The 23,161-nt window shown below is 68.6% G+C and carries 26 protein-coding genes and 1 tRNA gene; 10 read left to right on the top strand and 17 right to left on the bottom strand.

What is annotated here, in order from left to right; genetic code table 11:
• Window positions 1–37 precede the first annotated feature (37 nt).
• Window positions 38–113, bottom strand: a tRNA-Val gene (locus tag EAO27_RS01315).
• 53 nt (window positions 114–166) lie between these two features.
• Window positions 167–1,201: a MarR family transcriptional regulator gene (locus EAO27_RS01310; RefSeq protein WP_242776329.1), complete on the bottom strand. Its 1,035-nt coding sequence runs from the start codon at window positions 1,199–1,201 to the stop codon at window positions 167–169.
• A gap of 230 nt (window positions 1,202–1,431) precedes the next feature.
• On the opposite strand from EAO27_RS01310, the gene EAO27_RS01305 reads away from it, so the two are divergent.
• From EAO27_RS01305 to EAO27_RS01280, 6 genes are read left to right on the top strand one after another with little or no spacing between them, the layout of a single operon-like run.
• The gene (locus EAO27_RS01305) at window positions 1,432–2,007 is read left to right on the top strand and encodes a thermonuclease family protein (RefSeq protein WP_242776327.1); all 576 of its coding nucleotides are present in this window, start codon (window positions 1,432–1,434) and stop codon (window positions 2,005–2,007) included.
• A gap of 59 nt (window positions 2,008–2,066) precedes the next feature.
• Entirely contained in the window at window positions 2,067–2,444 is a 378-nt protein-coding gene (gene crcB / locus EAO27_RS01300; protein ID WP_242776325.1) for a fluoride efflux transporter CrcB, read from the top strand.
• Window positions 2,441–3,649, top strand: coding sequence for an RluA family pseudouridine synthase (locus EAO27_RS01295; RefSeq protein ID WP_242776323.1), 1,209 nt, complete (start codon window positions 2,441–2,443; stop codon window positions 3,647–3,649). Before crcB ends, EAO27_RS01295 begins: the two co-directional genes overlap by 4 nt.
• Entirely contained in the window at window positions 3,649–4,269 is a 621-nt protein-coding gene (locus tag EAO27_RS01290) for an FMN-binding negative transcriptional regulator (RefSeq protein WP_242776321.1), read from the top strand. The genes EAO27_RS01295 and EAO27_RS01290 overlap by 1 nt, the downstream gene beginning before the upstream one ends.
• Window positions 4,266–4,502, top strand: a complete 237-nt coding sequence (locus tag EAO27_RS01285; protein ID WP_242776319.1) for a hypothetical protein — start codon at window positions 4,266–4,268, stop codon at window positions 4,500–4,502. Before EAO27_RS01290 ends, EAO27_RS01285 begins: the two co-directional genes overlap by 4 nt.
• Complete coding sequence (locus EAO27_RS01280) at window positions 4,499–5,188, top strand: ATP12 family protein (protein WP_242776316.1); 690 nt, start codon at window positions 4,499–4,501, stop codon at window positions 5,186–5,188. Before EAO27_RS01285 ends, EAO27_RS01280 begins: the two co-directional genes overlap by 4 nt.
• 24 nt (window positions 5,189–5,212) lie before the next feature.
• Here the strand turns inward: EAO27_RS01280 and EAO27_RS01275 are convergent, their stop codons facing one another.
• From EAO27_RS01275 to EAO27_RS01265, 3 genes are all read right to left on the bottom strand, one after another.
• Window positions 5,213–6,220: an NAD(P)-dependent alcohol dehydrogenase gene (locus EAO27_RS01275; protein WP_242780378.1), complete on the bottom strand. Its 1,008-nt coding sequence runs from the start codon at window positions 6,218–6,220 to the stop codon at window positions 5,213–5,215.
• Window positions 6,220–7,959: a D-aminoacylase gene (locus EAO27_RS01270; protein ID WP_242776314.1), complete on the bottom strand. Its 1,740-nt coding sequence runs from the start codon at window positions 7,957–7,959 to the stop codon at window positions 6,220–6,222. Before EAO27_RS01270 ends, EAO27_RS01275 begins: the two co-directional genes overlap by 1 nt.
• Window positions 7,960–8,038: 79 nt before the next feature.
• Window positions 8,039–8,848: a sterol desaturase family protein gene (locus EAO27_RS01265; protein ID WP_242776312.1), complete on the bottom strand. Its 810-nt coding sequence runs from the start codon at window positions 8,846–8,848 to the stop codon at window positions 8,039–8,041.
• 86 nt (window positions 8,849–8,934) lie between these two features.
• On the opposite strand from EAO27_RS01265, the gene EAO27_RS01260 reads away from it, so the two are divergent.
• The 4 genes from EAO27_RS01260 to EAO27_RS01245 are packed head-to-tail and all read left to right on the top strand — an operon-like array spanning window position 8,935 to window position 10,787.
• On the top strand, window positions 8,935–9,090 hold the full coding sequence (locus EAO27_RS01260; RefSeq protein ID WP_242776310.1) for a hypothetical protein: 156 nt from the start codon (window positions 8,935–8,937) through the stop codon (window positions 9,088–9,090).
• A 7-nt stretch (window positions 9,091–9,097) separates the two neighbouring features.
• Entirely contained in the window at window positions 9,098–9,934 is an 837-nt protein-coding gene (locus EAO27_RS01255) for a hypothetical protein (protein WP_242776308.1), read from the top strand.
• Window positions 9,903–10,424, top strand: a complete 522-nt coding sequence (locus EAO27_RS01250; protein WP_242776306.1) for a hypothetical protein — start codon at window positions 9,903–9,905, stop codon at window positions 10,422–10,424. The genes EAO27_RS01255 and EAO27_RS01250 overlap by 32 nt, the downstream gene beginning before the upstream one ends.
• Window positions 10,425–10,481: 57 nt before the next feature.
• Window positions 10,482–10,787, top strand: a complete 306-nt coding sequence (locus EAO27_RS01245; RefSeq protein WP_242776304.1) for an alkylphosphonate utilization protein — start codon at window positions 10,482–10,484, stop codon at window positions 10,785–10,787.
• Between the two features lie 150 nt (window positions 10,788–10,937).
• Here EAO27_RS01245 and EAO27_RS01240 read toward each other — a convergent pair whose 3' ends face one another.
• From EAO27_RS01240 to bla, 12 genes are all read right to left on the bottom strand, one after another.
• Window positions 10,938–11,456, bottom strand: a complete 519-nt coding sequence (locus EAO27_RS01240) for a cupin domain-containing protein (protein ID WP_242776302.1) — start codon at window positions 11,454–11,456, stop codon at window positions 10,938–10,940.
• Window positions 11,457–11,540: 84 nt separating this feature from the next.
• On the bottom strand, window positions 11,541–12,836 hold the full coding sequence (locus tag EAO27_RS01235) for an acyl-CoA dehydrogenase (RefSeq protein ID WP_242776300.1): 1,296 nt from the start codon (window positions 12,834–12,836) through the stop codon (window positions 11,541–11,543).
• 38 nt (window positions 12,837–12,874) lie between these two features.
• Entirely contained in the window at window positions 12,875–14,218 is a 1,344-nt protein-coding gene (locus tag EAO27_RS01230) for a phosphotransferase (RefSeq protein WP_242776298.1), read from the bottom strand.
• A 130-nt stretch (window positions 14,219–14,348) separates the two neighbouring features.
• Complete coding sequence (locus EAO27_RS01225; RefSeq protein ID WP_242776296.1) at window positions 14,349–14,996, bottom strand: hypothetical protein; 648 nt, start codon at window positions 14,994–14,996, stop codon at window positions 14,349–14,351.
• A 56-nt stretch (window positions 14,997–15,052) separates the two neighbouring features.
• Complete coding sequence (locus tag EAO27_RS01220) at window positions 15,053–15,835, bottom strand: enoyl-CoA hydratase (protein ID WP_242776294.1); 783 nt, start codon at window positions 15,833–15,835, stop codon at window positions 15,053–15,055.
• Entirely contained in the window at window positions 15,835–16,830 is a 996-nt protein-coding gene (locus EAO27_RS01215) for a cupin-like domain-containing protein (protein WP_242776292.1), read from the bottom strand. Before EAO27_RS01215 ends, EAO27_RS01220 begins: the two co-directional genes overlap by 1 nt.
• Before the next feature lie 92 nt (window positions 16,831–16,922).
• On the bottom strand, window positions 16,923–18,263 hold the full coding sequence (locus tag EAO27_RS01210; protein WP_242776290.1) for a DUF389 domain-containing protein: 1,341 nt from the start codon (window positions 18,261–18,263) through the stop codon (window positions 16,923–16,925).
• A gap of 6 nt (window positions 18,264–18,269) precedes the next feature.
• Window positions 18,270–19,199 (bottom strand): electron transfer flavoprotein subunit alpha/FixB family protein, encoded by a 930-nt coding sequence (locus EAO27_RS01205; RefSeq protein WP_242776288.1) that lies wholly within the window; start codon window positions 19,197–19,199, stop codon window positions 18,270–18,272.
• On the bottom strand, window positions 19,196–19,945 hold the full coding sequence (locus EAO27_RS01200; RefSeq protein WP_242776286.1) for an electron transfer flavoprotein subunit beta/FixA family protein: 750 nt from the start codon (window positions 19,943–19,945) through the stop codon (window positions 19,196–19,198). The genes EAO27_RS01205 and EAO27_RS01200 overlap by 4 nt, the downstream gene beginning before the upstream one ends.
• Window positions 19,946–20,166: 221 nt before the next feature.
• Window positions 20,167–21,375, bottom strand: a complete 1,209-nt coding sequence (gene sucC, locus EAO27_RS01195; RefSeq protein ID WP_242776284.1) for an ADP-forming succinate--CoA ligase subunit beta — start codon at window positions 21,373–21,375, stop codon at window positions 20,167–20,169.
• Window positions 21,376–21,501: 126 nt separating this feature from the next.
• A complete protein-coding gene (locus tag EAO27_RS01190) occupies window positions 21,502–21,810 on the bottom strand; it encodes a hypothetical protein (RefSeq protein WP_242776282.1) in 309 nt (102 codons plus the stop codon).
• Between the two features lie 139 nt (window positions 21,811–21,949).
• Window positions 21,950–23,089 carry a class A beta-lactamase gene (gene bla, locus EAO27_RS01185; RefSeq protein ID WP_242776280.1) on the bottom strand — a complete coding sequence of 380 codons (1,140 nt, stop codon included), beginning with the start codon at window positions 23,087–23,089 and terminating at the stop codon, window positions 21,950–21,952.
• Window positions 23,090–23,161: the final 72 nt, after the last annotated feature.

Here is a 23,161-nt window from a genome sequence, read left to right as displayed (position 1 = left end):
CCTTAGCGCGATCGCCCGCTCCGCAACAGGGGAGGAATGGTGGGCGCTGACGGGCTCGAACCGCCGACCCTCTCGGTGTAAACGAGATGCTCTACCAACTGAGCTAAGCGCCCCCGAAGGGAAGCGCGCCCCTGCCACAGCTTCCCCGCGCTGGCAAGCGTGCCCCCTATTCTTCGAGGGCCTCGAAATAGCGCACGAGCGCATCATATGCAGATTCGGCAAGGCCGATGAAGATGCGGCGGCCGTCGTGCGGGTCGGCTTCGCGCAGGAAAAGCCCCGCGTCGGTCATCGTCTTGATCCATCGCAGCGCGGTCGTCGCGGGGACCGCGGCGGCGATACACAGGCTCGACACCGACACCGGCTGACGCTCGAGCCGCGCGGCATACAGATCGAGCAGCATGTCCCACGAGGGATCGGCGAACAGGTCGGCGGGAAAATATTGATCGCGCATCCGCCGCTGGCGAAGCATGCGCCGCACCGTCTTGGCACGCTGGCGCTCGATCGTGCGCGCGTCGCATTCGAAGCCGTGCGGCATGCTGGCATAGTCGCGCGGCGGCGAATGCAACGCATCCCCCGGCCGGGTTGGCGCCAGCCCCGGTTCCACCGGGGTACCCGCCAGCCCCCGTTGTCCCGCAAGCGTATCGAGCAGGCGCGCGATTCGCGCGACCTCGTCCTGAAGCCGGTCGATACGCTCCATCGCCGCATCGCGGGCATCCTCGCTCACGTGCGACGCCGGAATCCGCCGCGCCGCCGCCAGCGCGATCCGGCGATCGGTCGTATCGGCATCGACCAGATATTCGGCGCGCAGCGAATCGGGGATCGCCGCCGAAACGCGATCGAGCGCGGCGAGCGAGGTTTCGCACAGCAATCCGCAATCGCTGTCGCCGACCGCGCGGACAATCTGCGCGAGCGTTTCGCTTTCGACCGTATCCGCCGCGGTCAGCCAGACGACATCGCCGCGCGCCAATGACCCGATCTGCGCGGCCGCCCGGTGCGGCGCAGCCCGTTCGGTCCGTCGCATCGCATCGCAGGCATCGGCTTCCCAGCGCGGATGTTCCGGCCCGACGACCAGCAGCCGCCAGCCGATGCGGCGCTCGCCGCCGCGCGGCCACCAGACGTTCCTCGCCGCATCATGGTCGGGAGCAGGCGCCGCGCCCGGCGCCGGTTCTGCGATGCGAATCCAACTGCCCTGCTCCATCATCCTGCCCTTTCCGGAGGCGATCGCTCCGCTCTGGTGTCCTTATGCCTTCAAATCGACCCCATTCGCCCCTTGTTCGCTCCGTGCTGCCGCCGTTCCGGAGCCCGCCGCGAGCGTTCGCGCCGGCGGCCTGCGAAAACGGAAGAAGCTGATCCATTTTGGACATGTTTTGTTCTCATCGTCAATCCCCTTTCGCACTTGCCGCCGGACCGCCATCGCGGCAGGGGCGAACCATGTCCCCGACAACCCGCCTGCGCTGGCGCCGACGCCTTCGTTCGCTGGCCGCGCTGCTGCTGATCGCCGCGATGGCGATCGCGGTCTGGACCGCGCTCCCCGACCCGACCGAGTCGGTCCCGCTGGTCCATGTCATCGACGGCGACAGCCTGAAGGTGAAGCAGGGCGGGATCGGCGTGACCGTCCGGCTGACCGGGATCGACGCAGCCGAATATCGGCAGGATTGTGGACGCGCCGACGCGAGCCGCTGGCCGTGCGGGCGCGAGGCGCGCGCGGCGCTGGTCGCGCTCGCCGGCCCCGGCCCGCTCCATTGCAGCCTGAACGCGCACGACAAATATGGCCGGACGCTCGGCACCTGCCGCACCGCGCCCGCCCCCGACGGGGTCGACATCGCCGCCGAAATGGTCCGGGGCGGCTGGGCGGTGGCGACCGGCGATATCTACCTGGCCGAAGAAGCCGGGGCGCAGGCGGCGAAACGGGGCCTCTGGCAGGGCGATTTCGCGCGCCCCGCCGACTGGCGTGCGGCGCATGCCCGGCCCGCGGCCGCGACCGGCACCGTCGCGCCCGACCGCTGACCCGCCGCCGGACGATGCCACCGCTTTCCGCGCCGGGCTTTTGCGGCTAGGGCGGGCGGATGAATGGCCTTTTTCCCGTGATGATCGGCGGCGCGATCGGCGCCGGCGCCCGCCATCTGGTCGGTCAGGCGATGCTTGCGCGCCTCGGCCCCGGCTTCCCCTGGTGGACGCTGTCGATCAATATCGCCGGCAGCCTGTTGATGGGCCTGCTGATCGGCGCGCTCGCCCGCGGCGACGGCGGCCATACCGCGCGGCTGTTCATCGGCGTCGGCGTCCTTGGCGGCTTCACCACATTCTCCTCTTTCAGCATGGAATTCTGGATGCTTTTCGAACGCGGTCAAAACGCTCAGGCGGCCGCCTATGTCTTCGCATCGATGATCGGCGCGATCGCCGCTTGCGGCGTCGGCCTGTTCATCGTGCGGCAGGTGCCGGCATGAGCGAGCCCGGAACCAAGCTCGACGGCGCCACGATCGCCGAGGAGGACGACGGCATCCGGCTCGACCGCTGGTTCAAGCGCCACCGCGAGGGCACGCCGCACGCGCTGCTCGCGCGCTGGGCGCGCTCGGGGCAGCTGACGCTCGACGGCAGAAAGGCCGACGTGTCGGACCGCATCGCGACCGGGCAGAAGCTGGTGATGCCGACCCCGCCGGTCGAGGCCGAGGCGCGCCCGGCGCGCAAGGGCCGCCCGCTGACCGATGCCGATATCGAACTGGCGACGGGGATGGTGATCCACCGCGACGCAAGCGCGATCGTGCTCAACAAGCTGCCCGGGCTCGCGACGCAGGGCGGGACGAAGACCGAGCAGCATGTCGACGGCCTGCTCGACGCGCTGAAATTCGACGGGCCGGTGCGGCCCAAGCTCGTCCACCGGCTCGACAAGGACACGTCGGGCGCGCTGCTGATCGCGCGCACCCCGCGCGCCGCCGCCTATTTCGCCAAGAGCTTTTCGAATCGCAGCGCGAAGAAAACCTATTGGGCGATCATCGTCGGGGTGCCCGACATCGCGCAGGGCGAGATCGACCTGCCGCTCGCCAAGCAGCCGGGATCGGGCGGCGAGAAGATGCACGTCGACGAAAAGGGGCTGCCGTCGAAGACGCGCTATCGCGTGATCGAGCGCGCGGGCAACAGCGCGGCGTGGGTCGAACTGCAGCCGCTGACCGGGCGCACGCACCAGCTGCGCGTCCATATGGCCGCGATCGGCCATCCGATCGTCGGCGACGGCAAATATGGCGGCAAGGGCGCGTTCCTGACCGGCACGATCAGCCGCAAGATGCACCTGCACAGCCGCCGCCTGCGCATCGACCACCCCGACGGCGGGGCGATCGATATCAGCGCCGAGGTGCCCGAGCACTTCGCCGCGAGCCTCGACGCGCTCGGCTTCGACACGCTGCTCGGCGAGATCGCGATCGACGATGGCGCCAAGGGGCCTTCCCCGAGGGCTGCCGAAAAGGCCGCGGCGAAGGCGCACAGCAAGCAGATCCGCAAGGCGCGGCGCGGCGAGCGGCGCGGGCGCACCGCGACGAGCAAGCCCACCGACCATGTCGGCAAGCCCAAACCCAGGGCGAAGACGGGCAGGCCGGCGGCGAAGCGAGGCCCCGCGAAGCCCGGCGGCGGCAAACCCTCCCCGCGCAAGACGCGCTGATGCACCCCGATCCCGCCTTCCGGCCGAAGGATGACGACCTTGCCGCGCTGCTGGTACGCGAGATCGGCTTTGCGGCGATCTTTGCGGGCACGCCCGACGGTCCGCGCGTTGCGCACGTCCCGGTGCTGCTGAGCGACGACGACGCGGCGCTGCGCTTTCACATCGCGCGCGGCAACGCGCTCACGAGGCACCTCGACGGCGCCACCGCGCTCGCGGTGGTGCAGGGCCCCGACGCCTATGTCAGCGCGAGCTGGTACGCCGATGCCGACCAGGTGCCGACGTGGAACTATGCGGCGGTCGAAATGGAAGGCACGGCGCACCGGCTGGATGATGCCGCGCTGATCGACCAGCTCGACGCGCTGTCGGCGCTTCACGAGGCGCGCATCGGCGCGACCCCGCCGTGGACGCGCGCCAAGATGAGCCCCGCGCTGTTCGGCCGCCTGACCGGCGCGATCGCCGCGTTCGAGCTGCGCATCTCCGCCTGGCGGCCGACGATCAAGCTGTCGCAGAACAAGGCGCCCGACGAGCGCGACCGCGTGATCGCCGGGGTCGAGGCCACCGGCCATGGCGCACTCGCACAATTGATGCGCCACCTCGGCGGCGGTAGGGAGCGGGCATGACCCCCGCCAACGACGCCCTCGCCAAGAAGCGCTTCTTCGCCATCACGCTGATGCGCCTGATGGGCGCGCTGTTCGTCCTGTGCGGCTTTGCGCTGATCAGCGGCGGGCTGGCGATCGCCGGCCAGCCGACCGACCGCTGGATCGGCGTCGCCGTGGTGCTGGTCGGCGCGTTCGATTTTGCGGTCTTCCCGCTCATTCTCGCGCGCCGCTGGCGCTCCCCCAAAGAGCTGTGAAGCGCTTCTGGAAAGAGGCCGCCGCCGTCGCCGCCGACGGCGGCTGGGGCGTGGCGCTCGACGGACGCGCGGTGCGCACCCCGGCGCGCGCGCCGCTGGTCGTCGAAAGCCGCGCGCTCGCCGAAGCGATCGCCGCCGAGTGGCAGGCGCAGGGCGAGACCGTCGATCCCGCCGCGATGCCGCTGACCGGGCTCGCCAACGCCGCGATCGACCTGGCCCGCGCCGATCCCGCCGGTTTCGCGGCGCCGATCGCGGCCTATGCCGAGAGCGACCTCCTCTGTTACCGCGACGACCGCGACGCGATGCTGCAGGGCGAACAGGCCGCGGCGTGGAACCCGCTGCTCGCCTGGGCCGAAGCGCGCCACGGGATCGAGTTCGCGCTGGCGCAGGGCGTGCTGCCGATCGACCAGCCCGAAGCGACGCAGGCGGCGCTGCGCGACGCGGTGCTTGCGCTCGACCCGTTCCGCCTCGCCGCACTCGCACCGCTCGTCACCATCGGCGGCTCGCTCGTCGCGGCGCTCGCGCTCGTCGAGACGGCGTTCGCGGCCGATGCGCTGTGGGACGCGGTCAGCCTCGACGAACTGTATCAGGAACGCCGCTGGGGCGCCGACGGCGAGGCGCAGAAAGCGCGCGCCCGGCGCGAAGCCGACTGGCACAATGCCGCGCGCTTCCTGACCCTGCTCTGACGAGGCGCACCGAACGCGTCGCCGCTAGATATCGACGACGATCTTTCCGAAATGCGCGTTCGCGACCTGGTGGCGGAAGGCATCGGCGAGGCGATCGAGCGGGAAATGGTCGCTGATCACCGGGCGAAGACCGTTCGCCTCGATCCCCGCGATCATGTCGAGCTGCTGCTTGCGGCTGCCCACCGTCAGCCCCTGAACGCGCAGATTCTTCGCCATCAGGAGCGCGGTCTGGACCGGCCCCGCGAAACCCGCGAGCACGCCGATCAGCGCGACATGCCCGCCGACGCGCGCCGCGACCATCGACTGGTCGAGCGTTCCCGCGCCGCCGATCTCGACCACGCTGTCGACCCCGCGTCCGCCGGTCAGCTCCATCGCCTTCGCACCCCAGGCGGGAACCGCCTTGTAGTTGATCAGGTCGTCGGCGCCGAGCGCCCGGAGCTTTTCGAGCTTGGCATCGGAGGAGCTGGTCGCGATCACCCGCGCGCCAGCGGCCTTGGCGAATTGCAGCGCGAACACCGAGACGCCGCCGCTGCCCTGCACCAGCACCGTCGATCCCGGTTGCACCGCGCCGTCGACGAACAGCGCGCGCCACGCGGTGAGCCCGGCGCAGGTCAGCGTCGCGGCCTCGGCCGCCGACCAGCCTTGCGGCACGCGGGTGAACCAATGCTGCGGCGTCACCACGACGTCGCGGGCATAACCGTCGATGCCGTCGCCGGGCACGCCGCGAAACGCGCTCGCGGGCGGCTCGCCGTCGTTCCATTCGGGAAAGAAGAGCGACACCACGAGATCGCCGACGGAAAGGCCGGTCACTCCCTCGCCCACCGCCTCGACCGTTCCCGCGCCGTCGGACATCGGGATGCGCCCGTCGGCGGCGGGAATCATCCCCGACACCACGGCATAGTCGTGATAGTTGAGCGACGATGCCGCGAGCCGCACGCGAATCTCGCCCGGCCCCGGTGCACCGGGGTCGGGAAGATCGACGGTCGTCAGCGTATCGAGCGAGGCGGGTGCGCGAACCTGGACGGCCCGCATCATTCGGCCGCCATCGCCATTTCGACGCGCTGCGGACCGCGGATGACGCCGCCGGGGGTCGGCCCCTGCATTTCGCCGTCGCGGAAGGTCACGAGCCCCGACTTGATCGTCGCGACATAGCCTTCGGCCTTTTGCAGCAGGCGCTTGCCGCCCGCGGGCAGGTCGAAGGCGAGCCACGGCTTGCCGAGCTTGATCGCGTCCATGTCGATGATGTTGAGGTCGGCGAGATAGCCGGGCGCAAGCACGCCGCGATCCTCGAGCCCGTACAGCACCGCGGTGTCGCGGCACTGGCGCTTGATCGCATGTTCGAGCCCGATGCGGTTGCCGTTGCGGTCGCGCACCCAATGCTGGAGCATGAAGGTCGGCGAGGCCGCGTCACAGATCGTCCCGCAATGCGCGCCGCCGTCGGACAGGCTGTTCACCGTGTCGTCGGCGGCCTGCAGATCCTCGAGGAAATTGAGGTTGCCGTCACGATAGTTGAGGATCGGGAAATAGATGAAGCCCTTGCCGTCGTCCTTCATGAGGAGGTCATAGGCATATTCGGCGGGCGTCACGCCCGCCGCCGCGGCGCGGTGCGCGATGCTTTCGTCCATGCGCGGTTCGTAATTGAAATCGGGGTCCATCTCGAAATGGACGGGCCAGCCCTCGGCCACGACCTTCAGGAAGTCGAGAATGTCGCTTTCGGGCCAGACATTCGGTTCCTGCGTCATGCGGGTGCGGAACGCCGGGTCCTTCAGATGCGCGAGCTGCTGCTCCCACGGCAGGTCGATGATCTCGTTCCACGCCGGCTTGAAGCGGAAGGGGTGGACGGTGCCCTGCCACGCCATGATCACGCCGTTGCCGCGCAGCGCGATCTGCGCGACGATGTTCGCACCCGTGGCGTTCTGCTTGCGCATCTCCGAAATCTGTTCCTCGAGCGGCAATTCCTTGGCGATCGACTGGAGCGCGGCGAAAGTCACCGGCAGGCCGGTTTCGCGGCTCAAATCGCCCATCCACTGGAACTCGTTCCACTCGCGCTTCATGTCGCTCGCCATTTCGAACACGCCGTAACCGACGCGCCCCATCGCGCGGCCGATCGCGACCAGTTCCTCGGCAGTCGCGGTGGTGCCGGGGACGAGTTCGCCGTCGATCGACTTGTGGAGCACGGTGCGGCTGGTCGAGAAACCGAGCGCGCCCGCGCGCACGCCTTCCTCGACGATGCGCGACATTTCGGCGATATCCTCGTCGGTCGGGATCGCGCCCGGCTTTTCACGGTCGCCGAGCACATAGGCGCGCACCGCGCCGTGCGGGACGTGGCACGCGACGTCGACGGTGCGCGGCAGCTTTTCGAGCGCGTCCATATATTCGGGGAAGGTTTCCCAATCCCACGACATGCCCTCGGCGAGCGCGGTGCCGGGGATATCCTCGACGCCTTCCATCAGCGAAATCAGCCAGTCGTGGCGGTCGGGCTTGGCGGGCGCGAAGCCGACGCCGCAATTGCCCATCACGACGGTGGTGACGCCGTGCCAGCTCGACGGTGCCATTTCGGCATCCCAGGTCGCCTGGCCGTCATAATGGGTGTGGACATCGACGAAGCCGGGGGTGACGATCCGGCCCGCGGCGTCGATCTCCTCGCGCCCAGCACCCAGCTTTTCACCAACCGCAACGATCCGGTCGCCGTCGATCGCGACATCCGCGACAAAGGCGTCGCCGCCCGTTCCATCGACGATCGTGCCGCCGCGAATCACCAGATCATGCATCTCCGCTCTCCCGATTATTTGGTTTCAGGGAGAAACCTATCACGGATATCCGATATGCCAAGGGGCAGACGGCGCGCGCCTAGCCGCCGGGAGGCGCTTCGCGCACAAAGGGCGAAAGCAGCTGGCGGCCCCAGCGATCGGCATCGCGATCATAGGCCGGCCCCAAACCGAGCGTCTCGACCCGTTCGGCATCGGGCGCGCGCCAGGTGCCGAAGAGCCGGTCCCAGAGCGTGAGGAAGGGGCCGAAATTGCTGTCGGTCTGCACCGGCCGGCTGCTGTGATGGACCAGATGCACCGCGGGCGTCACGAACAGCCGCGCCGCATGGCGCCAGAGCGCCCCGTCGGTACGCACATTGGCATGTTCGGCAAGACCCGCCACCAGCAGGACGATCTCGGCAAGCGCGACCGCGGCGGGCGGCAGCCCGAACAGCCAGATCGGGACGAGCGCAAAGGCGAAAGGAACCAGCTGTTCGAGCGGGTGATGACGAAAGCCCGTCGTGGCGTCGATCGCGGTGTCGCTGTGGTGGACGCGGTGGAGCCGCCACAGCCAGCCAATGCGGTGCGACGCGCGATGCGCCCAATAGGCCGCCAGCGTGCGCAGCAACAGCGCCGTCGCCACTGCGGGCAGGAAGGACATCGGCGGCAGCGGCCATGGCGCCTTCGCATCCGCGGCGACCGCCGCGGCAAAGCCGACAAGACCGACCGGGAGCAGCGCGGCGACCAGCAGCGTGAGCACGCCGAGCAGCAGGTTGGTCGCCGGCCGCCGCAACCCCGAAGCGGGATCGGCGCGCGCGCCGAAGCGCGTTTCGGCAATGGCAAGCACGACAAAGGTCAGCACCATCGCCCAGGGTGCCAGCGTCACCAGCCAGTCGGGATCGGGTCCGCGCATCGTCGCAGACCTAATCGCGCTTGCGGCGAAGGCAAGCGCTGGCTAGGCTCGGGTCGGGTCGCACGTCTTTTTCAGGGGGAAATATCATGCGCGCACTTGCTTTCACCGTTCTTCTCGCGATTCCCACGGCCGCGATGGCCGGCGTGATTGCAACCCCCGGCCCCGAAGCGGGCGTCGGCGCCGGTGCGATGGCCGCGGTCGCCGCCGGATATCTGTTCCTGAAGCGCCGCCGCAGCCGTTAATCCCGCAATGATCGCAGCGGCCGCCGATCCACCGCGACGGATCGACCGCGACAGCGTCTTTGCCGCCGCGCTGCTGATCGTCATCGCGGCAGCGTTGACGACGCGCGTCGGCGCCGCCGTCGCGCATCACGGCCTGCTCACCGCCTTCACCGAACTGTTCGGTATCAGCGCGATCGTCTGGTTCGCGGCTTTCGCGATCTGCGCGATCGCGCGCGAAGACCGCGCCCGATCGCCCTGGCATCGCGGCGACGCGGCAGTGCTCGCCGCCATTGTCGTCGCCGCGCTGCTGCCGCTGCCGGCGCTCGGCGCCGCGGCGGTGTTCGGGACCGGAGCCTGGCTTGCCTGGCGGTCGGAGCCGGGGTCGGGCACCCGGCGGATCGGGCTCGTCGCGCTCGCGCTGAGCGCCCACCTGCTGTGGGGACCGCTGATCCTGAAATTGCTCGGCAGCGAGCTGCTGGCCTTCGATGCCGCGATCGCCGCGCTTTTCGCGGGCGGCGGCGCCGAGGGCAATGTCTTCGGCCAGGCCGGATCGCAGGCTTTCGCGGTCGGCCAGAACTGCTCGTCGCTGACCAATCTTTCGCTCGCCGCGGTCCTTGCCGTCACGCTGGCGCAGCTGTTCGAGCTGCGCTTCGATCGCCGGCTCGTCGTCGCGGCGCTGCTCGCGATGCTCGCGACCGTCGCGGTCAATGGCACGCGGCTCGCGACGATCGCGCGGCGCCCCGAACTCTACGACTATCTTCACAGCGGCGCCGGCATGATGCTGTTCGGCTGGGCCTCGCTGCTCGTGACCGCGGCGATCGTCGGCACCGCCGTTGCGCGCCACCCCGATTTTGCGCCCCGCTGACCGCATCCTCGCCGGCGCGGCCGTGCTCGCGCTCGCGCTCGTCGCCGCGAAGCTTCTGTGGCTGCCGCGCAACGTCTACCCCGACCGCGAGCGGCTGGCGGGGACGATCGAGACGAGGCTCGCGCACGCGGGCCTGGCGAGCAGCCGGCCGTGGGAGGCGGCGCCCTTTCGTATCCGCGCCGCGCACGGCCGCTGCACCATGATCGTCCAGCAACTCGACGTCGAGGCGGCCGAAAAGAGCATCTTCGTCGAGCGCGCAAGCCGCCTTGGCCCCGTGCGCTATCTCTATGGCGGCACGCTCCGCACCGATTTCCCGCGCGCGGGAACCGTGCTGCGCGACCAGTTGCAGCGGCAGGCGGCGCGGCTCGGGATCGCCATCGCCATCGACCCGATCATCGGGGTCGCGGCATCGCCGGGCTGCCCCGATCCCGTGCGGCTGTTCGCCGGGCTGGCGCTGCACCCGCGCGCGGGACCGCCCGCGCTGCCCTGACGCGGCCGCGCGGGTTGCAACTTGCAGTCGCCGGCAATCTCTCTAAACGCTGCGGCCATGAGCGACGAAGATTATGTCTATGACGAAGCGAGCGGCGAATGGCTGCCCGCGAGCGAGGTCGCGGCGCGCGCCGCCGCCGCCGCGGCGGGTCCCGAGGTGCGCGATGCGGTCGGCAATCTGCTCGCCGACGGCGATTCGGTCGTGCTGGTCAAGGATTTGACCGTGAAGGGCGCGGGGCAGACGCTGAAGGTCGGCACGGTGATCCGGTCGATCCGCCTGACCGGCGACGCGCAGGAAATCGACTGCCGCCACGACGGGATCAAGGGGCTCGTGCTGCGCGCCGAGTTCGTCCGCAAGCGCTAGGCGGTGTGCGTTTAATATGAACCGTTCGCCCTGAGCTTGTCGAAGGGCCGTCCTTTCTTTCAACGGTGAAGAAAGAAGAACGGTGCTTCGACAAGCTCAGCACGAGCGGGCTTGGGAATTATGCGAATTTAACGCACGCTGCTCTAAGGGTTACCCGGCCGGCGGTAATTCGGCGTCCCACTGCGGTCGCGCGGCGTCCATGCCCGCGACGACCTTGTCCCAATAGGCCTCGGTCCGCCCCTGGAACTTCATGTCGAACGTCTCGACGGTGCGGAATTCGAGCACTTCGACCCCGTCGGGGCCGGGCCTGTAGCTGTAGGGCACGTCGCGCCCGACGAAGAAACCGTCGCCCGCGCCGAGCTCCTCGGTGCCGAGCCGCAGCGACCCGGCGATCACATAATAGAGGCAGTCGGCGTCGTGGCTGTGCAGCGGCAGTGCAAAGCCGCTCTTGAACCACGCATAGGTCAGGCTCATGTGCGGCAGCGCGAAGAGGACCCGCGTGACATTGCCCTCGCCCACCCCGGCCCCGACCCAGCGCCCGATGCCCGCCTCGACGATCGGAGTCAGCCCGGCGAGCGTCATCCGGCCGGTGTCGTGGAGGTCGGGCGCGTCGGCGCCGCGATAGATGCGGAACGGCACCGCGTCCGGTTTGCGATCACCCTCGGCCATGGCTCTCTCCTCTTCGCGTTGCGATTTGCAGCGATCATGCCGCAACGCGAAGAGGCGAGTCCAGCCCGCGTCGGATCTTGGCGCCTATATCTTCCCCAGCGTCTCGCGCCGCGGGCCGAGATAGCCGAACAGATAGGCGCCGACCTTGCGCATCTGGATTTCCTCGGCGCCCTCGGTGATGCGGTAGCGCCGGTGGTGGCGGTAGATATGCTCGAACGGCTTGTGGCGCGAATAGCCGATGCCGCCATGGACCTGCATCGCGCGGTCGGCGGCCTCGCAGCACAGCCGGTTCGCCCAGTAATTGCACATGCTGACCTTGTCCGACAGGCGGTGCTCGACCTCCTTGTGCGGCATATTGTCCATTTCCCATGCGGTCTTGCGGATCAGCAGGCGCAGCATCTCGGCCTGGGTCGCGAGCTCGACGAGCGGGAACTGGATCGCCTGGTTGCGCGCCAGCGCCGCGCCGAAGGGCTTGCGCTCGCGGGCGTAGCGCACGCTTTCCTCGATGCAGTAGACCGCCGCGCCGAGCGACGACGCGGCCTGGCGGATGCGGTTCTGGTGGACGAAGCTCTGCGCGATCGACAGCCCGCCGTCGACGGGGCCGAGCCGCGCGCTGTCGGGCACCCACACGTCGGTGAAGCTGACGCGCGGATGGTCGGTCGGCATGTTGAAGGTCCAGAGATATTCCTCGATCTTCAATCCCGGCGTCGGGTTGGGGACGAGCAGGCAGGTGATCCCCTTTGCATCGCCGTCTTCGCCGCTGGTGCGGCAGAAGGTCGCGCAATGCGTCGCGACGTGCATGCCCGTCGTCCACATCTTCTCGCCGTTGATCAGCCAGCCGTCGACGCCGTCGCGGGTTTCGCGCACCGCGCGCGTTTCCATGTGCGTCGCGTCCGATCCATGATCGGGCTCGGTGAGGCCGAATGCGGTGCGGCGCCTGCCCTCGAAACCGCCGAGGATGAATTCCTGCTTCTGCTCCTCGCTCGTCGCGAACTGTTCGAACATCTCGACGAAGGGGAAATTGCCGACGATGCTGTGCTCGTTCTGCAAATCATTGTGGAGACCGAGGCCTTTCGCCGCAAAATGCTCGCGGATCACCGCCATCCACAGATTCTTGCCGTCCTTGCCGCCATATTTCCTGGGCGCCGAGAAACGCCAGTGGCCCGCCGCATCGGCCTTGCGTTTAGCCTGATTCAACAGCTCCTCCCACTCGTGGCGCGGCAGGCCCTGATTGTCCCAGTCGGTGCGCGCATGCTCGCGGCGATGGTCGAAGAAGCGGATATTGTCGTCGGCCAGTTCGAGCGGCTTGATCTCGGCCGCGATGAAGGCGTCAAGTTCGTCCAGATAGGCCTGCAGGTCGGCCGGAATCGCAAAATCCATCTCGTCTCTCTCCTCGTTTTTTTCCAGCGCGGCGGCGCTCATCCGCCCCAGAGGCTGCGCGCGCGGGCGAGCGCGGCATATTTGGGGCTGTCGACCGCGCATTTGTCGAGGGCTGCGCGGCGCAGGCGCGCGAGCAGTCCCGGTTCGGACAGGTCGGTCGCGCCCGCCAGCAGCGCGCCGGCCAGCGCCGCATCCTCGGCACGCGTTCCGGCATCCAGATCGCGCATCACGATGCCGAGCGCGTTCATCGCGACCACCGCCTCGAACTTGGCATGCCCCTCGGCCTTCGGCTTGATCGCACCCTCGATCCAGTCGCGCACCGCCTGCACGATTTCGCGGTTGGTCGGCTCGCCCGCCGGCGCAGGCGCGGCGGGCGATGATGGCGGCAGCGCGCGCGCGCGTTCGGCGGCGGGGGCTTCTTCCTCGAGCAGCAGGACGAGGTCGAGTTCCTGTTCGGCGGTGCGCCGCCCGACGACGACGCGCTCGACCGTGGTGTCGGCGCCGCTGCGCCATGCCTGCCCCATCTGCAGGCAGCCGAGCGCCCACCACAGGGTGCGATAGACGAGCCAGAAGCGGAAGCGGGTGCGGTCGACCGGCGCGCCGCCCGCCGCCTCATAGGCCGCGAAATAATCGTCGAGGCTGCCGACGCCGAACGCCGGCCGGTCGAGTTGACCAAAGCGCCAGACGGTCATGCAGCCGAAGGCGAGATCCTCGTGCGGATCGCCGAGATGCGCGAGTTCCCAGTCCAGCACCGCCGCCAGCCCGTCGCCGTCGACCATCACATTGCCCATGCGGTAGTCGCCGTGCACGAGCACGGGATCGGCCGCGGCGGGCAGATGCTCCTCGCACCATTTGACCGCAAGCGCGATCGCCGGGCGGTCGCCACCGTAAGCCAGGAAACGCGCCTTGAGTTCGGCGAGCGCCGCCGCGGTGTCCATCACCGGAATCCCGTCGGGAATCGCCGCGCGCGGCAACGCGTGGATGTGCGCCAGTTCGCGCCCGAGGTCGGTCACCAGCGACGGCGGCGGCGCGGGAAGTATCCTGGCCGGGCTGACTTCGGCGACGATGCGGCGCATCACATAGCCCGTCCCCATGCCGTCGCCGTCGGCGAGTACCCCGACGACTTCGGGCGCCTTGACCCCGCCGGCGTGCGCCGCCCTGACCAGCGCCGCCTCGACCGGATGGCCATAGGGACGGCCCTCCATATATTCGGCCGAGGGCGCGCGGCGCAGCACATAGCCCGCCGAGCCGTCGGAATCCGCCCAGTCGAACGCCCAGCTTTCCATATTGGCGCCGCCCGACAGGCGGACGAGCCCGGTGAGCTCCCCCGGTCCGGCGAGGCGGGTCATGAAGGCGGCAAGCGGGGAACTGAGATCGGTCATTACTTAACCTTGCTAAGTATTTTTGGCGGCGGCAAGCGCGAATCGCACCCTACCCGCGCAATCGCAAAAAAGGACAGGTTTCATCGCAACCGGCGACGGGTTGCGGCCGCGACGGGGCCGGGCCGGCTGCTCAGTCGCGCACCCGCCCCGCTCGCCGGTCGTGCCATTTCGCCGCAAAATGCAGGCCCCACGCCAGCGGTACGCCGAGCAGGTAAAGCGCGGCGGCGCCCCCTGCCAGGATATCCTCGTCGACATGGACGGCATAGGCGGCGAGGACCATCGTCCCGATCAGCGCGACCATCGCGATCTGGTACCAGTTGCGTCCGCTGCCGATCCGCGCCGGATCGATCGGCAGCGGCGCGCGGGCGCGAACCGCATCCTCGATGGCATCGCGGCGGCGTCGCCAGCCCTCGACATAATCCCATATCTCGATGCCGACGAGCCCGACCTCGACGACGAAAGCGCCGAGCCCGATCGCGGGCGCATGGAAACGCTGCTCGATTTCCAGCAGGTCGAGCAGCCATCCGCCGCCGAAAACGACGACGAGCAGCGCACCGACCGCCCAGGCCGCGTGCATCGGAACCGACGCGATCATGGCATCGACATACGCCTCGACATCGTCGCGCCAGCGCGCGACCTCTTCGGCCTTCACATGCCGCGCGCGGCCGTCGCGCGCGCGATAGGCCGGGCCCATGGCGGTGTCGACGAACCAGCGGTCGAAGCGCCGCAATTCGCCGTCGCGAAGCTGTCGCTGCTGGTAATCGCTCATGAACGCCATCGTCGCCCCTCCGCTGCGACCCATGCGCCGCGTGGGGTTACCAGCGCGATAATGAATCACCCCGCGCGTGCGCGGCCGCGTGCCATCACGGCGAGCCGCCGTGCCTCGACCGCTTCGGCGCTGACGGTGCCGTTCGCCGCCTTCGAGCGCGCGGCCTCGAGCGCCATGCCCTCACCGAAGGGCAGCGCATGGCCGTCGTCGATCAGCCGCTTGTAGCTGCGCACCATCGCGGGATCGGCGCTCGCGATGTCGCGCGCGAGCGCCTGTGCGGCGGGCAGCAGGGCATCGGGGGCCACGACGCGATTGACCAGCCCCCAGGCGCACGCCGTGTCGGCGTCGAGGAAATTGCCGGTCAGCGACAATTCCTTGGCGCGCGAAATGCCGATCAGGCGCGACAGTTTCTGCGACAGCCCCCAGCCGGGCATGATGCCGACGCGCGCATGGGTGTCGGCAAAGCGGGCACCGGTCGAGGCGATCAGTATGTCGCACGCGAGCGCGACCTCGAACCCGCCGGTGATCGCGACGCCGTTGATCGCGCCGATCACCGGTTGCGGGCAGAGTTCGATCGCCTTCACCGGATTTTCATCGGCGCCCTCGGCGTTCGCGGCGCCGAGGTTGCTCGTATCGGCGCCGAGTTCCTTGAGGTCGAGCCCCGCGGTGAACGCGCGCTCCCCCGCCCCGGTCAGCACGATCGCGCGGATGCCCTCGTCGGCCGCGAGTTCGCGCATCGTCGCAGCGAGTTCGGCGCGCAGTGCGCGCGACAGCGCGTTCATCGCTTCGGGGCGGTTGAGGGTGACGGTGGCGACGGCGTCGTCGCGGGCGACAAGGACGAGGGACATCAGGCTATTTCTCCATAAGAGGCATAATCCTCTACATGGATGTTCGGCCGGCGAAAGCTGGTAAAGCTCATGCTCGCCGACAGGTCGAGCGCCTCGACCTGATGCCACCAGCCGACGGGCAGGAAAACGCCCTCGCCCGGGCCGATGACGGTTTCGAGCACCGGCGGGTTCTGCGCATCGCCCGGCCCCGCGGGCAGCGGGGCATTGCCCCAGTCCGAAAAGCAATGGCGGCCGTTGCGCATGCGCGCGAAGGCCCAGGGCGGCGCCATACGCACGCGCTTGCGGCCCAGCACCTGAACGAGCAGATTGTTGGTCAGGTCATGGTGCCACGGGGTCAGCGTGCCGCGGGGGCCCAGCCAGAAAAAGCCGTCGCGCGGCCGCGCTCCGTCGAGCAGCGCGACCGGTGCCATATCGTCCCACAACATGCCCAGCACCGCGGCGTTGGCACCGCTGTTGTACGCGGTGAGATAGATGTCGTTGCTCGGCTCGTCCTTGCGGAGCCAGTCGATCAGCTCGCCGAAACGGATGCGGCGGCGATGATCGTCCTTGGCGCGTTCGTAATCGGGGTCGCGCTCGCGCTCGACCTGTGCCTCGACGACGGCGTCGCCCGCCACGGCAGCGAAATGATCGAGCGACCAGCGCGTGCGCGCGGGCCAATGGTCGATCAGCCCCGTCAGCTTCGCGGGGCGGTTCGCGTCATAATGATGGCGGTAGAAGGTGTCGGGATCGGGCCGGTCCAGCGTGTCGAGCACGAAGCCGCCCGCCGCCTCGAAGGCGAGCCGCTGCTGGTTGGCGAACAGCCATTGCTGCTTTGCCATCCGCGCCGCCTGCCGCCGCAGCATCGCCGCCATCGGGTCCTTCGCCAGCCGGTCGACCTCATATCTCGCCGATGCCGCCGAAACACCCGCCCCGACGAGGCGCGCGCGGAGCGCGGCGTCATCCTCGCCGGCGGCAAGGCCCTCGGCGATCAGCGCGCGTTTGTCGGTGTGGGCCATGGCGAATTCTCCTGCGACCCCACAAGGCTATGCCGATGACAGGAGGATGACAATCGGCCGCGGCGGCGTCCATCCGCACGCAGCGCCCGGCGTCAGGGCGTCGCGGGTGCAGCGGCTTCCTCCGCCGCCGCGTCGCTGAGCGCGCCGTTCTGGATCAGCCATTGCGGATGAGCGGCCTGCGCGCTCGCCATGATCCGGTCGATCGCGGCGGCGACCTGTTCGCCTTCATCCTCGCGGTCGCGGCGCACGACGACGCGGCGCGCCTGCCCGTCGACGAGGATCTCGTCGCGCGGGACCAGCCCGCCCACGATCAGTTCGGCCAGGATCGCGCGGCTGTCCTCGTCGCGGCGTTCGAGCGCCGCAAGACGCTGGTTCAGCCGTTCCTCGAACTGCACCGCGGCGTTGGTCTGCTGGCGCAGCTGGACGATGCTGATCCGCGCATTGCGGTCGAGATCGCGGCGCACCGCCTCGGCGAGCGCATTGTTGAGACGCCCTGCATAATGATCGACGAGCACCACCCCGTCGACCGCGACGGTATCGCCGTCGAGGCGCACGTTCAGGCTGTCGATCCGGTCGGAGGCGCCCAGCATCCGGTCGAGTTCGGACTGCACCATCGTGCGCGCCCGGATCTCGCGCGCGATGTCGTTGAGCGACAGTGCCAGGGGGATCGAGAGGATTCCCAGCGTGACAACGATGCCGACGACCTGCATCGCGGTGTGCTGGGGGGTCAGCGACGGGCCGAAATGGTTGAGCCGCGCGACGATCGTCGCGGCGAAAGCAATCGCCAGCGTGTTGGTGAGAAACAGCAGCGCGGCGCCGAGCGCGAAGTCGGGGCGCCCCGTCACCAGCCCGAACCCCACGGTCGAAAGCGGCGGAACGAGCGCGGTGGCGATCGCCACGCCGACCATCACCCCCGAGAGCTTGCGCATGATCGCATAGACGCCCGCGATGCCGCCGACGACCGCGACGCCGAGGTCGAGCAGCGTCGGCTGCGTCCGCGCACGCAATTCGGCGGTGACGTCCTGGATCGGCGAGACCCAGATGATCAGCATGGCGACGACGACGGCGACCGCCATACCGGCAGCCAGCGTCACCAGCGAGCGCTTGATCAGGCTGCTTTCGATCGTCGCGAGCCCGAAGCCGAGCCCCATGATCGGGCCCATCAGCGGCGACACGAGCATCGCGCCGATCACGACCGCGGTCGAGCTTTGCAGCAGCCCGAGCGTCGCGATCGCGGCGGCGAGGATGATCAGGAGCAGGAATTTCTTGTCGAGCCGGGCATCGCGCGCGACGCTCGCCAGAATCAACGAGCGGTCGAGGGCGTCATCGCCCCCGACCGTTTCGCGATGATCATCGTTCCGCGTTGCCCGGCGCCCGCCGGCATTGAACGGCGCGTCGCCCAGTCCGGGCATCCCGGGACGATCGCCGGTCATGCCCGGTCAGATCTTCCCGGTGAGTTCCGGGACGGCGTTGAAGAGATCGGCGACGAGGCCGAAGTCGGCGACCTGGAAGATGGGGGCGTCCTCATCCTTGTTGATCGCGACGATGGTCTTGCTGTCCTTCATGCCGGCGAGATGCTGGATCGCGCCCGAGATGCCGATCGCGAAATAGACCTCCGGCGCGACGATCTTGCCGGTCTGGCCGACCTGATAGTCGTTGGGGACATAGCCCGCGTCGACCGCGGCGCGGCTGGCGCCGAGCGCGGCGCCGAGCTTGTCGGCGAGCGGAACGATGACTTCCTGATATTTCTCGCTCGATCCGAGCGCGCGCCCGCCCGAGACGATGATCTTCGCCGAGGTGAGCTCGGGGCGATCCTGCTTGGCGATCTCGGCGCCGACGAAGCTCGAGAGGCCGGCGTCACCGCCCGCGCTCACGGCTTCCACACTGCCCGAACCGCCGGTGCCGGCGGCCTTTTCGAAGGCGGTGCCGCGCACGGTCAGGACCAGCTTCGCGTCCGAGCTTTCGACGGTCGCGATCGCGTTGCCGGCGTAGATCGGGCGGGTGAAGGTCTTGGGACCCTCGACCGACAGGATTTCCGAGATCTGCATCACGTCGAGCAGCGCGGCGACGCGCGGCGCGATATTCTTGCCGGTCGTCGTCGCGGGCACGACGAACGCGTCGTGGCTCGCCATGAGGTCGGCGACGAGCGGCGCGATATTCTCGGGCAGGTTATGCGCGAAGGCGGCATTGTCGGCGACATGCACCTTGCCGACGCCCGCGATCCCGGCGGCGGCAGCGGCGACGCCGTCGACGCCGCTCCCTGCGACGAGCAGATGGACTTCGCCGAGCTTCGAGGCGGCGGTCACCGCGGCGAGCGTGGCGTCCTTGACGGCGCTGCCGTCATGTTCGACCCAAACGAGCGTTTTCATGAATGCACTCCCATCGCCTTGAGCTTGGCAACCAGTTCATCGACATCGGCGACCTTGACGCCGGCCGAGCGGACGGGCGGTTCCGACACCTTGACCGTCTTGACGCGCGGCGCCGTGTCGACGCCGTAATCGGCGGGCGATTTGGTATCGAGCGGCTTCGACTTCGCCTTCATGATGTTCGGCAGCGACGCGTAGCGCGGCTCGTTGAGGCGCAGGTCGGTGGTGACGATCGCGGGAAGCTTGAGCTTCACCGTCTCGAGGCCGCCGTCGACTTCGCGGGTGACGGCGACATGATCGCCCTCGACCGCGACCGCGCTGGCAAAGGTGCCCTGCGCCCAGCCGGTCAGCGCGGCGAGCATCTGGCCGGTCTGGTTGTTGTCGCCGTCGATCGCCTGCTTGCCGAGGATCACAAGACCCGGCGCTTCGGCGTCGGCGATCGCCTTGAAGATCTTCGCGAGCGCCAGCGGCTCGACCTCATCGTCGGTCTGGACGAGGATCGCGCGGTCGGCGCCCATCGCCAGCGCCGTGCGCAGCGTTTCCTGCGCCTTCGCCGGACCCACCGACACCGCGACAACCTCGGTCGCAACGCCCTTTTCCTTCAGGCGGATCGCTTCCTCGATCCCGATCTCGTCGAACGGGTTCATCGACATCTTCACATTCGACAAATCAACGCCGCTGCCGTCCGCCTTCACACGTGGCTTCACATTGTAATCAAGAACCCGCTTCACGGGAACGAGGATCTTCATGGCTTTTCAGCTCCTCTCAAAAATTGTGCACCGCGCCATAATTGGCGTTTACGTAAACGTCAACCAGCAGTCCCTTGGGCCTCTCCCGCAGGGGAGAGGTCAGGACGACCGGCTCCGGAGACCCGGTCGGTTGGCGAGGGACGGTCGTTGCCGCCCCCGCCGCTGCGATCAGCGAACGCATTCGCAAATCTCGCTGCCTTCCCCGGGGAGAGGGTTCTTTGTCAGGCCGCCTTCTGAACCTCGGCAACGATCTTCTTCGCCGCGTCGCCCAGATCATTGGCGGCGACGATAGGCAGACCACTGTTGGCCAGGATGTCCTTGCCTTCCTGCACGTTGGTGCCTTCGAGGCGCACGACCAGCGGCACCGACAGATTCACTTCCTTCGCCGCCGCGACGATGCCGTCGGCGATGATGTCGCACTTCATGATCCCGCCGAAGATGTTGACGAGGATGCCCTCGACCGCCGGGTCCTTGAGGATGATCTTGAACGCCGCGGTGACCTTTTCCTTCGAAGCGCCGCCGCCGACGTCGAGGAAGTTCGCCGGGAAGGCCCCGTTGAGCTTGATGATGTCCATCGTCGCCATCGCGAGGCCGGCGCCGTTGACCATGCAGCCGATGTTGCCGTCGAGCTTGATGTAGGCGAGGTCATATTCCGACGCCTCGACCTCGGCCGGGTCTTCCTCGGTCAGGTCGCGCAGTTCGGCGATATCCTTGTGGCGGAACATCGCATTGCCGTCGAAGCTGAGCTTGGCGTCGAGGACGAGCAGTTCGTCGCCGTTCGCGCCTTCGCAGACGGCGAGCGGGTTGATCTCGATCTGCTCGGCGTCGGTCGCGAGGAAGGCGTTGTAGAGGCCGGCCAGAACCTTGGCGGCCTGCTTGGCGAGGTCGCCTTCGAGTTCCAGCGCCGCGGCGACGCTGCGGCCGTGGTGCGGCATCAGCCCCGTGGCGGGGTCGATGGTGATCGTGTGGATCTTGTCGGGCGTGTTGTGCGCGACGGTTTCGATGTCCATCCCGCCTTCGGTCGAGGCGACCACCGCGATGCGGCTGGTCGCGCGGTCGACGAGCAACGCGAGATAATATTCCTTTTTGATGTCGGCGCCGTCGGTGATGTAGAGGCGGTTGACCTGCTTGCCGGCTTCGCCGGTCTGGATCGTCACCAGCGTGTTGCCGAGCATTTCGCGCGCATGGCTTTCGACTTCCTCGAGCGTCTTGGCGAGGCGGACGCCGCCCTTCGCATCGGGACCGAGTTCCTTGAACTTGCCCTTGCCGCGGCCGCCGGCGTGGATCTGCGACTTCACGACATAGAGCGGCCCGGGGAGCTGCTTCGCCGCGGCGACGGCTTCCTCGACGCTCATCGCGGCGATGCCCTTGGGCACCGCGACGCCAAATTTCGCGAGCAATTCTTTCGCCTGATATTCGTGGATGTTCATGAGGTCTGCCGGGCCTTTCGACTCTGGAAGGGGGAGATGATCGGCGCCGCCTAAGCACAAGTTTCGCGGCAAGGCTACCCCCTAGGGCGCCAGCCGCGGTCGCAATTCATCGACAGAATTTCTTGATCAGCGCAAAGCGCAGAGCGCGGCCGAACTCGTCGATACCGCCAATATCTCCGGGTCCTTGAGCGCGCGGACCTTGCGCAGGAACTGGTCGAGCGACAGGTCGGCGATCCGCTTGTCCTTGAGACTGCCGAGCGCCGAAAGGCGGCGAAGCTGGACCAGCGACAGCCGGTCGACCATGCGTTCGGCCATGCACGCCGACATCGCTTCGGACAGCCCGGCATTGTGGAGCCCCGTGCGCAGCCGGGTTTCGGGCGTCGCGCAACCGGCGAGAGTCAGCGCAGCGAGGACAGAGAGGGTCAGATATTTCATGCCGACCGCCTATAGGGGAGCGACGGACTTTCCCAAACCCCGTTCGCGCCGGATTGCCGAAACGCCCGCCGCTCCGCTTCGGCGCGGAAGGAAGCCGCCCCCGCCGACAAGCGGCGGGGTCCGCCCCATCGACGGACGATCAGCGGCCGTGAAATTCGGCGACGGCGCGCGATACCGACTGCATCGTCGCCATGCGCGCGGGGATCGGCGAGCTGGCCTCCCCCATCATCACGACGATCGCATATCGCGTGCCGTCGGGCGCCGTCGCGATGCCGATGTCGTTATAGCCCGCGGTCATGCCCCTGAAATCCTGCCCCGTCCCGGTCTTGTGCAGGAAGCTCCAGCCCGCCGGCAGGCCGGCCTTGAGCCGCTGCGGCCCGCTCTTTGTCCGGCTCATCACGCCGAGCAGATATTGCGTCGAATCGGGCGACAGCAAGGTGCCGCGCGCGAGGCGCGTCAGCGCGGCCGCGATCGCCGCGGGGCTCGCGCCGTCCATCGGATCGCTGCGATAGGCGTCCATCGCCGCCTTGCGCGTCGCATCGGGCAGCGCCGCACGCGCGGTCTGGAAAGCGCGCCCGACCGAATAGGCCTGCTGCCATTTGAGCCCCGCGATGCCGCTCTGGAGCAACCGCTCGCCGGGGCCGAAACGGATCGCCCCGAGATCCTTTTTGGCGATGAAGCGCCGCACCGCGTCGGGTCCGCCGACGGTGCGCAGCAGGCTGTCGTTCGCGGTATTGTCGCTGTGCGTGATCGCGGTTTCGATGAGGTCGCGCACGCTCATCGTCACCGAGCCTTCGGACCGCACGCGCGCCGCCAGCGGCTGGTGGAACAGCGTCAGATCCTCAGGCCCGATGCGCACGCGCTGGTCGAGCGTCAGGCGCCCCTGATCGACCGCGTCGAGCACCGCCAGTGTCACCCAGAGTTTTGACACACTCTGTTGCGGGAACAGCTCGCCGCCGCGCTGCGCGATCGCCCATTCGCCGTCGATGCGCTGCACCGCGATACCGGTCTTGCCGGGAAAGGCCTTCCATATCTGGGCGATGCGATCGCTGAGCCCCGCGGGCGCCCGCCGGAAACCCGGATCGGCGGAAAGCTGCGGCGCAGGGGTCGCGCTGCGCACCGGCGGACCGATCGGCACGCTGACCGCACCCGCCGGATTGCGTACCGGCTGCGCTTCGCGCGGCGTCGGCACGATGGCGGCGCTGCTGACACATCCCGCGAGCACCACCGCGCTCGTCACCACGGCAAGCAGCGGCTTGCCTGACCATTGAACCTTCATTCAAACCCCGAGGCGGTTGCGACCGTCATTCTGTCCCCCGGCCCCTTTTGGCCGGTCTCCTTCGTCCCGCAG

The organism is Sphingopyxis sp. YF1, from assembly GCF_022701295.1.
Lineage (GTDB): Bacteria > Pseudomonadota > Alphaproteobacteria > Sphingomonadales > Sphingomonadaceae > Sphingopyxis.
Note: the sequence above shows the minus strand (reverse complement) of the source record. Positions and strands in the feature narration are given on the sequence as shown.

Coding starts and splice junctions, on each gene's coding strand:
- EAO27_RS01310 (WP_242776329.1), bottom strand. CDS start 1,201: ATGATGGAGCAGGGCAGTTGGATTCGCATCGCAGAACCGGCGCCGGGC.
- EAO27_RS01305 (WP_242776327.1), top strand. CDS start 1,432: ATGTCCCCGACAACCCGCCTGCGCTGGCGCCGACGCCTTCGTTCGCTG.
- crcB (WP_242776325.1), top strand. CDS start 2,067: ATGAATGGCCTTTTTCCCGTGATGATCGGCGGCGCGATCGGCGCCGGC.
- EAO27_RS01295 (WP_242776323.1), top strand. CDS start 2,441: ATGAGCGAGCCCGGAACCAAGCTCGACGGCGCCACGATCGCCGAGGAG.
- EAO27_RS01290 (WP_242776321.1), top strand. CDS start 3,649: ATGCACCCCGATCCCGCCTTCCGGCCGAAGGATGACGACCTTGCCGCG.
- EAO27_RS01285 (WP_242776319.1), top strand. CDS start 4,266: ATGACCCCCGCCAACGACGCCCTCGCCAAGAAGCGCTTCTTCGCCATC.
- EAO27_RS01275 (WP_242780378.1), bottom strand. CDS start 6,220: ATGCGGGCCGTCCAGGTTCGCGCACCCGCCTCGCTCGATACGCTGACG.
- EAO27_RS01270 (WP_242776314.1), bottom strand. CDS start 7,959: ATGCATGATCTGGTGATTCGCGGCGGCACGATCGTCGATGGAACGGGC.
- EAO27_RS01265 (WP_242776312.1), bottom strand. CDS start 8,848: ATGCGCGGACCCGATCCCGACTGGCTGGTGACGCTGGCACCCTGGGCG.
- EAO27_RS01260 (WP_242776310.1), top strand. CDS start 8,935: ATGCGCGCACTTGCTTTCACCGTTCTTCTCGCGATTCCCACGGCCGCG.
- EAO27_RS01255 (WP_242776308.1), top strand. CDS start 9,098: ATGATCGCAGCGGCCGCCGATCCACCGCGACGGATCGACCGCGACAGC.
- EAO27_RS01245 (WP_242776304.1), top strand. CDS start 10,482: ATGAGCGACGAAGATTATGTCTATGACGAAGCGAGCGGCGAATGGCTG.
- EAO27_RS01240 (WP_242776302.1), bottom strand. CDS start 11,456: ATGGCCGAGGGTGATCGCAAACCGGACGCGGTGCCGTTCCGCATCTAT.
- EAO27_RS01235 (WP_242776300.1), bottom strand. CDS start 12,836: ATGGATTTTGCGATTCCGGCCGACCTGCAGGCCTATCTGGACGAACTT.
- EAO27_RS01230 (WP_242776298.1), bottom strand. CDS start 14,218: ATGACCGATCTCAGTTCCCCGCTTGCCGCCTTCATGACCCGCCTCGCC.
- EAO27_RS01225 (WP_242776296.1), bottom strand. CDS start 14,996: ATGGCGTTCATGAGCGATTACCAGCAGCGACAGCTTCGCGACGGCGAA.
- EAO27_RS01220 (WP_242776294.1), bottom strand. CDS start 15,835: ATGTCCCTCGTCCTTGTCGCCCGCGACGACGCCGTCGCCACCGTCACC.
- EAO27_RS01215 (WP_242776292.1), bottom strand. CDS start 16,830: ATGGCCCACACCGACAAACGCGCGCTGATCGCCGAGGGCCTTGCCGCC.
- EAO27_RS01210 (WP_242776290.1), bottom strand. CDS start 18,263: ATGACCGGCGATCGTCCCGGGATGCCCGGACTGGGCGACGCGCCGTTC.
- EAO27_RS01205 (WP_242776288.1), bottom strand. CDS start 19,199: ATGAAAACGCTCGTTTGGGTCGAACATGACGGCAGCGCCGTCAAGGAC.
- EAO27_RS01200 (WP_242776286.1), bottom strand. CDS start 19,945: ATGAAGATCCTCGTTCCCGTGAAGCGGGTTCTTGATTACAATGTGAAG.
- sucC (WP_242776284.1), bottom strand. CDS start 21,375: ATGAACATCCACGAATATCAGGCGAAAGAATTGCTCGCGAAATTTGGC.
- EAO27_RS01190 (WP_242776282.1), bottom strand. CDS start 21,810: ATGAAATATCTGACCCTCTCTGTCCTCGCTGCGCTGACTCTCGCCGGT.
- bla (WP_242776280.1), bottom strand. CDS start 23,089: ATGAAGGTTCAATGGTCAGGCAAGCCGCTGCTTGCCGTGGTGACGAGC.